This window comes from Nocardia spumae (assembly GCF_020733635.1).
Lineage (GTDB): Bacteria > Actinomycetota > Actinomycetes > Mycobacteriales > Mycobacteriaceae > Nocardia > Nocardia spumae.
In genome coordinates this window covers 317,410-329,429 of sequence record NZ_JAJFZL010000001.1, presented here as the reverse complement: position 1 = coordinate 329,429, position 12,020 = coordinate 317,410, and the positions used below count along the sequence as shown (strand labels likewise).

Here is a 12,020-nt window from a genome sequence, read left to right as displayed (position 1 = left end):
CTACCGCTGATCGTCGTTCGCGGTGGGACGCGCCCGCACATGGGCGCGTTCCCCCTGCTTGCCGAACAGGCTCAGGAATTCGACGGAACGATCGTCGGCGGGACCGAACCAGTGCGGCACCCGGGTATCGAATTCGGCGGCCTCGCCGGGAGCCAGCGCGATGTCGTGTTCGCCCAGGATCAGGCGGAGGCGGCCGTTGAGGACATACAGCCATTCGTAGCCCTCGTGGGTCTGCGGATCGGGCTCGCCGCGGCGGTGTTCGGGATGGATGATCATCTTGTAGGCCTGGATGCCGCCCGCCCGGCGGGTCAACGGCAGCATCGTCATGCCGTTCCGGGTGATCGGGCGCATATGGATGCGCGGATCGCCGGTCGGCGGCGCGTCCACCAGTTCGTCGAGGGTCACCCCGTGCGCGCGGGCCAACGGTAGCAGCAGTTCGAGGGTGGGTTTGCGGTCGCCCGATTCGAGCCGCGACAGCGTGCTCACCGAGATTCCGGTCGTCGCCGACAGGTCGGCGAGTGTGGTCCGGCGTTGCCGGCGCAGTGCCCGCAGTCTCGGGCCCACGGCGTCGAGCGCTCGGTCCAGTTGATCGTCCATCGGTTCATTTTGCCATTTCGGCAAAGTTGTTTGCCGCCATTCGAGACCTTCGGGCACGGTGATCGCAGGAGGTGGTCAGGGTGACCGATGAGTTGAAGAGCAACTATGACGTGGTGGTGATCGGTGGCGGCGCGGCCGGGCTGAACGGGGCGCTGATGCTGGCGCGGGCGCGCCGATCGGTAGTGGTGATCGATTCCGGCGACCCGCGCAACGCACCGGCCGACGGGGTACACGGACTGCTCGGCCGGGAGGGTATGCCGCCCGCCGAACTGCTCGCGCGCGGCCGCGCCGAGGTCGGCGGCTACGGCGGCGAGATCGTTACCGGCGAGGTCACCGCGGCGATCCGCGACGACGGCGGATTCCTCGTCGAACTCGCCGACGGACAGACCACCCGGGCCCGCCGACTGCTCGTCACCACCGGATTGGTGGACGATATTCCGGATATCGCGGGCCTGCGCGAACGCTGGGGCCGCGATGTCGTGCACTGCCCGTACTGCCACGGCTGGGAGGTGCGGGACCGGCCGATCGGGGTGATCGCCAACGGGCCGATGTCCGTCCACGGCGCCCTGCTGTTCCGGCAGTGGACCGACGATGTCGTGCTGTTCACCCACACCTCGGACGCGCCGGCCGGGGAGGCCGCGGAGAAGCTCGCCGCCCGCGGGATACCGGTCGTCACCGGTGCGGTGGCATCGATAGATCTCACCGACGACCACATCTCCGGAGTGCGGCTGACCGACGGCACCGTGGTGGCCCGCGAGGTCGTCACCGTCGGGCCGCGAATGGTGGCGCGTTCGGAACTGTTGCGCAAGCTCGGCATCGCACCGGTCGAACATCCCTCCGGCGCGGGCGAATACGTGGCCACCGACGCGATGGGCCGGACCGATGCGCCGGGTGTGTGGGCAGCGGGCAATGTCACCGATCTGAGCGCACAGGTCGGGGCGGCCGCGGCGGGCGGGGCGTTCGCGGCAGCGCAGATCAACGCCGATCTGGTCGAGGAGGAGACTCGGCAGGCAGTAGCGGATCAGCGGGAATCGAAGGAGGCGTAGTGCACGAGGGCAACCACGATCACCACGGCACGGGGCACCCCGGCGGCTCCCCCGCAGCGGTCGACGGCGAGTTCACCCGGCACTATTGGGAGCAGCGCTATCACGGCGGCCAGTCGGCCTCGGAATCCGGGCCCAACGCCCATGTCGTCGCCGAATTGTCCGACCTCGTCCCCGGTACGGCATTGGACGCCGGCTGTGGTGAGGGCGCGGTATCGGTCTGGCTGGCCGAACTGGGCTGGCGAGTCACGGCCGTCGATATCGCCGCCTCGGCGGTGGCGCGCGGACGGGAGCGCGCGGACCGGGCCGGCGGACCGGTCGCGGCTCGAATCGACTGGCTCACCGAGGATTTGACGCGGTGGGATCCCGGCGTGGACTCGTTCGATCTGGTGTGCGCGTGCTACGTGCATCCGGTCGATTCCAACGATGCGCTGTTCGAACGACTGGCCGTCGCGGTGGCACCCGGTGGCACCCTGTTCATCGTCGGGCACGCCCCCGGTGATGAACACTCGGCCGCGCACAGCGAGGCGGCACACGTGCAGGTGACGGCCGAGGAGGTCGCCGCCGGACTGGATCCGCGGCACTGGGACATCCAGCTGACCGAAACGCGGACCCGTTCCGCGACTCGGGCCGACGGGGCGGTGATGACCATGCGCGACAGTGTGTTCCGGGCCCGCAAACGCTGAACCTGGGCCCCGCTGGACGGTCAGCTCGCGAACCGCTCGTGGAGCAGCAGTAGCCCGTAGGCGGCGATGGTCTGGGAATCGGTGATCGCGCCGTTGCGGATCATCCGCTCGACTGCGGTGCGCTCGAACCACTGCGAGCGCATGTCCTGCTCCTCGAGTTCCCGCTCGGGCTCGCCCGCGCTGATGCCGGTCGCCAGGTAAGCGTGCCCGCGCTGGGTCAGCGTGGCCGGGGCCGCGTCGAGCACACCCAGATGGGTGAGGTGGCGGGCGCGCAATCCGGTCTCCTCACGCAGTTCCCGGTGCGCCAACTCGGTCGGCGTACCGGTCTCCCCCGCGGGCAGCGCTCCGGCCGGGAATTCCCAGCAGCGTTGTCCGCGTGGGTATCTGAACTGTTCGACCAGATGCAACCGATCATCGTCGGACGGGATGATCACCGCGAAGTCCGAGCGATGCACCACGCCGTAGATTCCGGTGGAGCCGTCGGCACGGCGAATACTGTCCTCGCGCACCTCGATCCACGGATTCCGATACACGATTCGGGATGCGAGCGTTCTCACCTGTCCGCCTCCGGTTCCTGGATCACCTCGACGCCCCACCGAGCCTACGCGCCGCGCGCCGCGCGGCGCTCAGGACCCGCGAGCGCCGCGCGGCGCTCGGGACCCGCGCCCGAATCGGTACTAGCCTGGCCGGGTGAGCGCAGCGAATACCGCAGCCGTGGCCGCCGCCTACGACGACGTGGCCGAGCTGTATACGAATATGTTCCGCGACGCGATGGTCCAACGGCCTTTCGATCGCGCCTTTCTCGCACTGTTCGCGGATCTGGTGCGGGAGGGCACACCCGGCGTAGTCGCGGACGTCGGGTGTGGCCCGGGGCGGATCACGGGGCACCTGGACGGTCTGGGACTCCGGACCTTCGGACTCGACGCCTCCGCGGAGATGATCCGGATGGCCCGGGACGTCCATCCGCACTTGCGCTTCGACCATGCGCCCATGGAACGGATCGACGTCGCCGACGGCGAGCTGGCCGCGATCGTGGCCTGGTACAGCATCATCCACATGCCGCCGGAGCAGTTGCCGGATGTGTTCGCCGAATTCGCGCGCGCCATCGCCCCCGAAGGGCTGCTGCTGCTGGCATTCCAGGCGGCCGACGACGGTATCGCGTCACAGCCCTACGACCACCGGGTGGCGCCGGTCGTGCGATGGTCGCCGGTCCGGCTCACCGAATTGCTGCGCCCGGCCGGATTCGCGCCGGTGACGCACATGGTCTGCGCCCCCGGCCCGGACGAACGCACCCCGCAGGGATATCTCCTGGTCCGCAAGTCCGCCGGAACGGAGGCGGGCGCCGGCGATTCGTGATAGGCAGGCCTGATGCGCGACTCCCACGATGTCGTCATCGTCGGCGGCGGCCACAACGGCCTCGTCGCCGCCGCCTATCTGGCCCGGGCCGGGGTATCGGTCCTGCTGCTGGAGCAGCGCGATCGAACCGGCGGCGCGGCGGTGTCGGAGCGGCTCTTTCCCGGAATCGACGCGCGACTGTCGCGCTACTCGTATCTGGTGAGCCTGCTACCGGATCGGATCGTCCACGACCTGGGCCTGAGCTTCCGCACCCTCGGCCGCCGCATCTCGTCGTACACGCCCGTCGGTGACACCGGGCTCCTGGTCGATACCGCCGATCCGGACCGCACCCGGGAAAGCTTCCGCGCCGTCACCGGGTCGGATGCGGATTATGCTGCCTGGCAACAGTTCTACGGCCTGACCGCCCGTGCGGCCGAGCGCATATTCCCCACCCTGCTGGAACCGCTGCCCACCCGCCCGGAGCTACAGCGCGCGCTCGACGATTCCGAGGCATGGGAGCTGCTGTTCGATCGGCCGCTCGGCGAGACCATCGAGGCCCGATTCGGCAGCGACACCGTCCGCGGCGTCGTACTGACCGATGCCCTGATCGGCACCTTCACCCACGCCCACGATCCGTCGCTGCGGCAGAACCGCTGCTTCCTGTATCACGTGATCGGCGGCGGATCCGGCGACTGGAACGTGCCGGTCGGCGGCATGGGGGCGTTGACCGACGCGCTGGCCGCCGCCGCCCGCCGCGCCGGTGCCCACCTGCGCACCGGCGCCACCGTGACCGGAATCGAAACCGACGGCGGCACAGCGGAAGTGCGCTTCGACACCGCCGACGGCGCCGAGGTGGTGGCCGCACGGCACGTCCTGGTGAACGCCGCGCCGCACACTCTGGCCCGACTGCTCGGCGAATCGAACGGGCCTGCTCCCGAAGGCAGCCAGCTCAAGGTGAACATGGTGCTGCGCCGGCTGCCGCGACTGCGCGCGGATATCGATCCGGCCGACGCGTTCTCCGGCACCTTCCACATCGCCGAGGGGTACGACCAGCTGGAACGCGCCTACGGCGAAGCGGCGAACGGCCTCGTCCCCAGCGCGCCGCCCTCGGAGATCTACTGCCACACCCTGACCGATCCGTCGATTCTCGGCCCGGAAGCCGCCGCGCAGGGCATGCACACCCTCACCCTCTTCGGACTGCACACTCCCGCAAGTCTTTTCGACTCCGACCACAGCCGAATCCGGACGCGACTGCTCAACGCCACGCTGTCGGAATTGAATGCTGTTCTCGCCGAGCCGATTCAGGACTGCCTGGCCGTCGACGCCAACGGTGATCTCTGCCTCGAGGCGAAAACCCCCGTGGAACTCGACTCGGATCTGGGCCTGCCCCGCGGCCATATCTTCCACCGCGATCTGACCTTCCCGATCCGCACCGACGCCGACCCCGCTCCGGCCGCCCGCTGGGGTGTGCGCACCGGCCACGACAATATTTTCCTGTGCGGCGCGGGCTCGGTACGCGGTGGCGGTGTCAGCGGGATCGGCGGCCACAATGCGGCCATGGCGGTCCTGGAATCCAGGCGCCTCAGCTGACCACCGGAAGCCGGGTGCCCGGTTCGGACAGCCAGCGCAGCCAGTGCGGTCCGATGAGCGAGGCGATCTGCTCGTAGCCGGGCGCGTCGGGATGGTAGCCGTCACCTGCCCGCAATTCCCGCATCCAGATGTCGTTGTGCCGCAGGGGCTGATGGATACGCAGATAGGAAACCCGCTCCCGATCACAGATTTCGGTGAACCGATCATCCAGTTCCACGGTGCGACTGTTGTGTTCCGCGTCGGCACACGGTGGTGGCGCCACCACCAGCACGGTCCAGCCGAGTTCGGCGGACCGCCGGAGTAATCGGCGCAGATTGGCCGCCGACTCCTCCACCGGAACCCGGACGGCGCCGTTCTCCCACAGCGTGTCGTTGATTCCGAAGGAGAAGACCACGCGCGCGTCGGTCCCGGCGGTCAGCCGCTGGGCGCATTCGGCCTCCCAGCGGGCGGCGATATCGGAGGAGGTCTGCCGGCGCACCCCGAGGTTGTAATAGGTCAGCGGCACCCCCGCCGCGGCCGCGCGCCCGGCCAGCCGACCGGCCCAGCCCAGACACCCTCGGTCACCGACACCGGCGACCAGAGAATCCCCCACGAAACAGACCCGGACATCGCCTACCACCGTGTGATCCTGGCACAGACCGGGACGAACTCGGCGCGGTACCGGACAGGCAATAAGATCGGCACGGTTGGTCCGGGAGGGAGTTCGTATGTTGTCCGAGGCGCCGCTGCCACGGTGGTTCGTCGATCTGCTGGCGCATCGGCGCTGGATCCGCCGCACTCGTCCGTTTCCCCACGTCTATGTGCGCGATGTCTTCGCCACCGAGTTCTACGAGCGGCTGGCCGCGGAATTCGAACGGGTCCGCACCGATCGGGAGGAGCTGTTCGGTCCGGTTGCCGAGGGGTACGGCGCCTCCGGCGTGAGCCTGACCCGGTTGCGCAACGGGCCGCTCGAGGTCTTTCTGTCGCGGGCGTGGCACGACCTGATCGAACGAGTCGCGGGCGTACCGGTCACCGGCGATGTGGAGGGATCGCTGCACCATCACCCGCCGGGCAGTACCCGGGGCTGGCCGCACCACGATCTGGCCCCCGCCTGGTTTCCGGCGGCCGTGCCCGGTCCGGAGGAAGTCGGCCTGCCCGGCACCGATATCGATGTGAAGTCCGGCGATCGGCCCGCGGGAGTTCCGGCCCGCGAACTGGTGCGGGCCGTCGCGGTGCTGTTCTATCTCGGCAACAGCCCGTGGCAGATCGGCGACGGCGGGGAGACGGGGCTGTTCGGCGATATCGCGGGCGCCCAGGCGGCACCGGCGATGGTGGTTCCGCCACTGAACAATTCGATGCTCGTGTTCGAATGCACGCCGCGGTCCTGGCATACCTTCCTCGGCGCGAACACCGCCGCCCGCAACAGTGTGGTGATGTGGCTGCATCGGCCGAAGGAGCAGGCGGCGAGCCGCTGGGGAGGAGAGCGCATTGTCAACTGGTGAGACCACACGCCGGGTCTGTCTGCTGACCGGCGCCGGCGGACGCCTCGGGGACGCGTTCTGCCGCGCCTACTACAACAGCTACGACATCGTGGCGGTCTGCCGCAACCGGGTGCCCGCCGCGCCGTCGCAGGACGAGTGGTTCATCGATCCGCTGGAGCCGTGGAATCCGGTTCCGGAGAACGACTCCCGGATCTTCGTCGTCCGCGCCGATCTGAGCCGGCCGGGCGAGGCCGACCGGGTCGTCGATATCGCGCTGGCGAAGTACGGCGCGGTGGACCTGCTGGTGAACAACGCGGCACAGATGACGTTGCATCCGAACGGCCTCGTCGACGGCGAAGTCGCCCTCGACGGACTGGCTCCGGCGTTCACCATGAATGTCGAGGTGCCGTTGCGGCTGGCGACACGGCTGGCGCAGCGGTGCTGGCTGCACCGCGGGGACGAGAACCGGGCCCGCAATCGCAACATCGTGAACGTCTCGAGTCTGTCCGGCTCCCGGGTGTATACCGGCGGCCAGGCGATCTACGCCGCGTCCAAGGCCGCGCTCGATCATCTGACCAGGCATATCGCCGTCGAATTCGCCGAATTCGGGGTGCGCGCGAATGGCATCGCGCCCACCGCGTTTCCCGCACTCGTACCGACCGAGGTCGTCGCGGCGGCGATCGCCGAACTCGATTCCGGATATCTCAACGGCGGCATCTACGGCGTCGGCGACGACGACGCCGCGATCTCCCTCCCGCTCGAGCCCGCCGCGCCCAGTCCGGGACCGCCCGGGTGACGATGCGCCCGGTCGGTAGGCGAAGGGCCGGATTCCGAGGTGATCGGAGCTCCGGCCCCCGGGCAAGAACCACGCGACGGCGTCCGGCTCGCGTGGAGCGCACGCGTGCCCACCTGGGGGAACCCGGCAAACGGCGTGTTGCCGACGGGCGCTCCGGCGGGCTCCTGCATACTCACACCCGAGCCGACCCAGGGACCGACGCAGCTCCCTCGATCCGAAAGTTCCGATACGACATGCGAGTAGACGGGCGGGAGATCCCCGTCTCCGGCAGTCTGCTGCAGCCACGGATCCGGCGTACCAGCGACATCATTCGCGTGGCGCTCTCGGCCCTGCTGGTCGCGGTGGTGGTGGCCGGATCGCTGATCACCCGGCCGCGCTGGGAGGCATTGGAACGGTCGGTGTCCGATATCGTCGGCTTCCTCACACCCGAGCAGTCCAATCTGGTCTATCTGCTCTTCGGCATCGCGATCCTGGCGTTGCCGTTCGCGATTCTGGTGCGGCTGATCCTGCGCTGTCAATGGAAACTGCTCAGTGGCTACCTCGCGGCCGGGTTGATCGCGGTGCTCGCGCTGTCGATCACCGAGAGCGGAATCTCGGCGCCGCAATGGCATCTGGCGGTGCCCCGGCAGCTCGACACGTTCCTGTCCCAGTTCCTCGACGATCCCCGCTGGATCGCGATGCTCGCGGCGGGCCTGACCGTGGCCAGCCCGTGGCTGCCGGTGTCGTGGCGGCGCTGGTGGTGGACACTGCTGGGCGCGTTCGTCCCACTGCATCTGTTCGTGAGCCTGGTGGTGCCCTCGCGCGCGATGTTCGGGCTGGCCGTCGGCTGGTTCGTGGGTGCGGTGTTCGTGCTGGTCGTCGGCACGCCCGCGCTCGAGGTTCCGCTCGAGGCGGCCGTGCGAGTGCTGGCCGGACGCGGATATACCGTCACCGCCTTCACCGTGCTGCGCCCGGCCGGACCCGGACCACTGCTACTGAGCGCCGACACCGGACCGCACCGCCGGCTGGTGGTGGAGATGTACGGCCAGAACCAGCGCAGCTGGGGCATGCTGCGTCAGCTGCGGCGCTGGCTGACCTTCCGCAGCAGCGAGCGCACCCCCGCCTTCGCCTCGATGCGCCGCGCGGTCGAGCATCGCGCGCTGATGGGCATCGCGATCGGCGATCTGGATCTGGCCAGCAACAAACCGCTGACCGTGGCCGCGCTGAGCCGCGGCTGGACACTGTATGCCCACACCACCCCGAAGGGCCGCGGCCTGGCCGGCACCGACAGCGCGGTGGTCCTGACCAATGTCTGGCGCTCGCTGCAGCGAATGCACCGCGCCCAGATCTCGCACGGTGATCTGCGGGCCGAGGAGATTCACATCGCCGAGGGCCGGGTGCTGTTCGGCGGTTTCATGGCCGCCGAGTTCGGCGCCTACGAGGCGCGTTTCGCCACCGATATCGCGCAGTTGCTGCTGACCACGAGCGCGCTGTTCGGTGCGGACTCCGCGGTCCGCACCGCGATCGATGTGCTCGGCGAACAGTGTGTACTCGACGCCTCGCGGCGACTCACCAAAACCGGAATCGGCACCCAGGTGCGCAAATCGGTGCCCGAGGCCGGCGAACTCATGAAGACCGTGCGGGCGCAGGTCCTGCAGCAGACCGGGAAGGATCGCATCGAGGCCGCGCGGATCACCCGGTACTCGCGCAATCAGCTCATCCAGCTGGTGCTGCTGATCGGCCTGGTCTACGTGGCCTACCCCTACATCAGCCAGGTGCCGACGTTCTTCACCGAACTGCGCACCGCGAACTGGTGGTGGGCACTGCTCGGCCTGGTGATCTCGGCATCCACCTATGTCGGTGCGGCGATGGCGCTGTGGGGATGCGCCGGCGGATCGATCAACTTCCGCAACCTGCTGGGTATGCAGGTGGCCAACACCTTCGCCGCGACCACCACCCCGGCCGGCGTGGGCGGTCTGGCCCTGAGTGTGCGTTTCCTGCAGCGCAGCGGCCTGGGCGCGGTGAAGGCGACCGCCGCGGTGGCGCTGCAGCAGACGGTGCAGGTGATCACCCATGTGGCGCTGCTGATCCTGTTCAGTGTGGCCGCGGGTGTCTCGGCGAATCTGTCGCATTTCGTACCGAGTGCGACGGTGCTGTATCTGCTGGCCGGTGGTCTGCTCGGGGCGATCGGCGCGGCCATGTTCGTCCCCACTGTGCGGCGCTGGCTGCGCACCGAGGTCCGGCCGCAGCTGGCGGAGGTGGTGGGCGAACTGCGGACGCTGGCCCACCATCCGACCCGGCTGCTGATGATCGTCGGCGGTTGCGCGACGACCACTCTCGGCGCGGCGGGCGCACTGTGGGCGGCCATCGAGGCCTTCGGCGGTACCACCACCTTCGTGACCGTCACGGTGGTGACCATGATCGGCGGCACGCTGGCCTCGGCCGCGCCCACTCCCGGCGGCGTGGGCGCGGTGGAGGCCGCGCTGATCGGCGGGCTCGCCGCATTCGGGGTGCCGGCGGCGATCGGCGTGCCCGCGGTGCTGCTCTATCGGGTACTGACCTGCTGGCTGCCGGTGTTCTGCGGCTGGCCGATGATGCGCTGGCTCACCAGGCACGAGATGATCTGATCCCGCGCGCAGCGGGGACGGCGAGGGCCGCCGGGCGGAACCCGGCGGCCCTGTCTGGAGCGGTGTCGCGTGTGGTGCGCGCGAGTGGCTCCGATCCGGGCGGAGCGAGTCAGCCCGCGTACTCCTTGCGCAGCTGCACCTTCACGACCTTGCCGCTGGCGTTGCGCGGCAGCTCGGGCACGATCACCAGATCCTTCGGGTGCTTGTACCGGGCGAGATTGTCGTTGAGGAACGCCGAGAGCTCCTCGAGGGTGAGCGTTTCACCGTCGAGCAGTGCGACCACGGCCACCGGCACCTCGCCCCACTTCTCGTGCGAACGGCCGACGACCGCCGCCTCGTGGATCTTCGGATGCGCGAACAGCACATTCTCCACTTCGGCACAGTAGATGTTCTCGCCGCCGGAGATGATCATGTCCTTCTTGCGGTCGACCACCCAGACGAAGCCCTCCTCGTCTTGGCGCACCAGGTCGCCGGAGTGGAACCAGCCGCCGGCGAAGGCCTCGGCGGTCGCCTCGGGCTTGTTCCAGTAACCCTGCATCATGGTCGGGCCGCGGTAGACGATCTCACCGATCTCCCCCGGGGCGACATCGTTCATCTCGTCGTCGACGACGCGGGTCTGGATCGTCGGGATCGGCTGACCGACCGAGCCCAGTTTGCGCAGCGCGTCCTTTCCCTCGAGCACACAGGTGATCGGCGACATCTCGGTCTGGCCGAAGACCGCGACATTCTGTGCGTCCGGGAAACATTCGGCCATCGCCCGCAACACCGTCTCCGAGGCCGGAGCCGCACCCCAGCTGAGGGTCTCCAAGGCCAGCTTGCGCTGCTTCACGGTCGGGTCCTCACAGATCAGCTGCCATTGTGCGGGAACGCAGAAGGCGGTGGTGGCCTGTTCGGCCTCGATCGCATCGAGGAATTCGGTGGCGTCGAACGCGCCGAGCGGATGCAGCACGGTCTTGGAGCCGAGCATGAACGCCGGTGCGAGACTGCCCAATCCGGCGATGTGGAACAGCGGCGAGGTGCAGAAGCCGATGCTGTCCGGCGTCGCGTTCAGCGCCCGGATGCAGGTCAGCGCCTGGGCATTGAGATTGGCGTAGGACAGGATCGCGCCCTTGGGACTGCCCGTGGTGCCCGAGGTGTACATGATCAGCGCCGGAGTGTCCTCCGGAATGTCCTGCGGCACATGGGAGGCGCCGGTCTCGGCCAGGAAGTCGTCGTAGCCGATGACCCCCTCACCCGTGGTCCCGCCGATGACGATGCAGGTCCGCAGCTGTTCGCTCTGCCCCATGACGCCGGTGGCCAGCGGCTGCAGCAGGGCGTCGGTGACGATGGCGGAGGCGCCGGAATCGGCCACGATGTAGGCGACTTCGGGCGGAGTGAGCCGGAAGTTGACCGGCACCGCGATCGCGCCGAGGGCATTGATACCGAAGACGGCCTCGAGGTATTCGGTGTAGTTGAGGGCCAGAATCAGCACTCGGTCGCCGAAGCCGACGCCGCGACGCGACAGGGAGTCGGCGAATTTCCCGGACCGCTCGTGCAACTGCTTCCAGGTGGTGTCCTGCCCGCGGAACCGGAGCGCCACGGCGTCCGGACGCATCAGCGCATGGGTGGCGATCTGGTTGTTCCAGTGATTGCGCCGCGACCGGATCGGTTCGTCGGTCTGGACACCGGTGGTCATGCAGGAACTCCTCTCGGCCCGTCACAGTTCGCCCACCGGATGGCCCGATGGCGTCGTCGACGGCTGAACCAACTGCGAGAATAGCAACTAACTTTTTCCCGTGACAAGGGTTACATAGGAGAATCCCGGTTCACCGACGGACCTCGACATTCAGTCATTATTGGGCCATAACCAGGGCATTTCACCGGCAGTCCGGTCACACCTTCCGAACGCGAGACTTCCGGAAATGAGC

11 protein-coding genes are annotated in these 12,020 nt (G+C 68.6%); 7 read left to right on the top strand and 4 right to left on the bottom strand.

Translation table 11 applies throughout. The features are described 5' to 3' along the window. Nucleotides 1-597 (bottom strand): helix-turn-helix domain-containing protein, encoded by a 597-nt coding sequence (locus LKD76_RS01450; protein ID WP_227979100.1) that lies wholly within the window; start codon nt 595-597, stop codon nt 1-3. A gap of 80 nt (nt 598-677) precedes the next feature. Here LKD76_RS01450 and LKD76_RS01445 point away from each other — a divergent pair, with 80 nt between their 5' ends. Further along, nucleotides 678-1,643, top strand: coding sequence for an NAD(P)/FAD-dependent oxidoreductase (locus tag LKD76_RS01445; RefSeq protein ID WP_227979099.1), 966 nt, complete (start codon nt 678-680; stop codon nt 1,641-1,643). Then, entirely contained in the window at nt 1,643-2,326 is a 684-nt protein-coding gene (locus LKD76_RS01440) for a class I SAM-dependent methyltransferase (RefSeq protein ID WP_227979098.1), read from the top strand. The genes LKD76_RS01445 and LKD76_RS01440 overlap by 1 nt, the downstream gene beginning before the upstream one ends. A 20-nt stretch (nt 2,327-2,346) precedes the next feature. Here the strand turns inward: LKD76_RS01440 and LKD76_RS01435 are convergent, their stop codons facing one another. Beyond that, a complete protein-coding gene (locus tag LKD76_RS01435; RefSeq protein WP_227979097.1) occupies nt 2,347-2,883 on the bottom strand; it encodes an NUDIX domain-containing protein in 537 nt (178 codons plus the stop codon). Between the two features lie 133 nt (nt 2,884-3,016). Here LKD76_RS01435 and LKD76_RS01430 point away from each other — a divergent pair, with 133 nt between their 5' ends. Together LKD76_RS01430 and LKD76_RS01425 are read left to right on the top strand one after the other, a co-directional pair. Beyond that, on the top strand, nt 3,017-3,682 hold the full coding sequence (locus tag LKD76_RS01430; protein ID WP_227979096.1) for a class I SAM-dependent methyltransferase: 666 nt from the start codon (nt 3,017-3,019) through the stop codon (nt 3,680-3,682). Between the two features lie 12 nt (nt 3,683-3,694). Then, a complete protein-coding gene (locus LKD76_RS01425) occupies nt 3,695-5,251 on the top strand; it encodes a phytoene desaturase family protein (RefSeq protein WP_227979095.1) in 1,557 nt (518 codons plus the stop codon). On the opposite strand, the gene LKD76_RS01420 is transcribed toward LKD76_RS01425, so the two are convergent. Beyond that, nucleotides 5,244-5,870, bottom strand: coding sequence for a GDSL-type esterase/lipase family protein (locus LKD76_RS01420; protein ID WP_227979094.1), 627 nt, complete (start codon nt 5,868-5,870; stop codon nt 5,244-5,246). The genes LKD76_RS01425 and LKD76_RS01420 overlap by 8 nt on opposite strands. An 88-nt stretch (nt 5,871-5,958) precedes the next feature. Between LKD76_RS01420 and LKD76_RS01415 the strand changes: the two genes are divergently transcribed. The 3 genes from LKD76_RS01415 to LKD76_RS01405 all read left to right on the top strand — a co-directional run bounded on the left by LKD76_RS01415 (nt 5,959) and on the right by LKD76_RS01405 (nt 10,113). Further along, the gene (locus tag LKD76_RS01415; protein WP_227979093.1) at nt 5,959-6,732 is read left to right on the top strand and encodes a 2OG-Fe(II) oxygenase; all 774 of its coding nucleotides are present in this window, start codon (nt 5,959-5,961) and stop codon (nt 6,730-6,732) included. Continuing rightward, nucleotides 6,719-7,507, top strand: a complete 789-nt coding sequence (locus LKD76_RS01410) for an SDR family NAD(P)-dependent oxidoreductase (protein ID WP_227979092.1) — start codon at nt 6,719-6,721, stop codon at nt 7,505-7,507. Before LKD76_RS01415 ends, LKD76_RS01410 begins: the two co-directional genes overlap by 14 nt. 233 nt (nt 7,508-7,740) lie before the next feature. Then, on the top strand, nt 7,741-10,113 hold the full coding sequence (locus LKD76_RS01405; protein ID WP_227979091.1) for a lysylphosphatidylglycerol synthase transmembrane domain-containing protein: 2,373 nt from the start codon (nt 7,741-7,743) through the stop codon (nt 10,111-10,113). Nucleotides 10,114-10,222: 109 nt separating this feature from the next. Here the strand turns inward: LKD76_RS01405 and fadD5 are convergent, their stop codons facing one another. Then, nucleotides 10,223-11,788 (bottom strand): fatty-acid--CoA ligase FadD5, encoded by a 1,566-nt coding sequence (fadD5, locus tag LKD76_RS01400; protein WP_227979090.1) that lies wholly within the window; start codon nt 11,786-11,788, stop codon nt 10,223-10,225. Nucleotides 11,789-12,020: the final 232 nt, after the last annotated feature.

Coding starts and splice junctions, on each gene's coding strand:
- LKD76_RS01415 (WP_227979093.1), top strand. CDS start 5,959: ATGTTGTCCGAGGCGCCGCTGCCACGGTGGTTCGTCGATCTGCTGGCG.
- LKD76_RS01405 (WP_227979091.1), top strand. CDS start 7,741: ATGCGAGTAGACGGGCGGGAGATCCCCGTCTCCGGCAGTCTGCTGCAG.
- LKD76_RS01450 (WP_227979100.1), bottom strand. CDS start 597: ATGGACGATCAACTGGACCGAGCGCTCGACGCCGTGGGCCCGAGACTG.
- fadD5 (WP_227979090.1), bottom strand. CDS start 11,788: ATGACCACCGGTGTCCAGACCGACGAACCGATCCGGTCGCGGCGCAAT.
- LKD76_RS01425 (WP_227979095.1), top strand. CDS start 3,695: ATGCGCGACTCCCACGATGTCGTCATCGTCGGCGGCGGCCACAACGGC.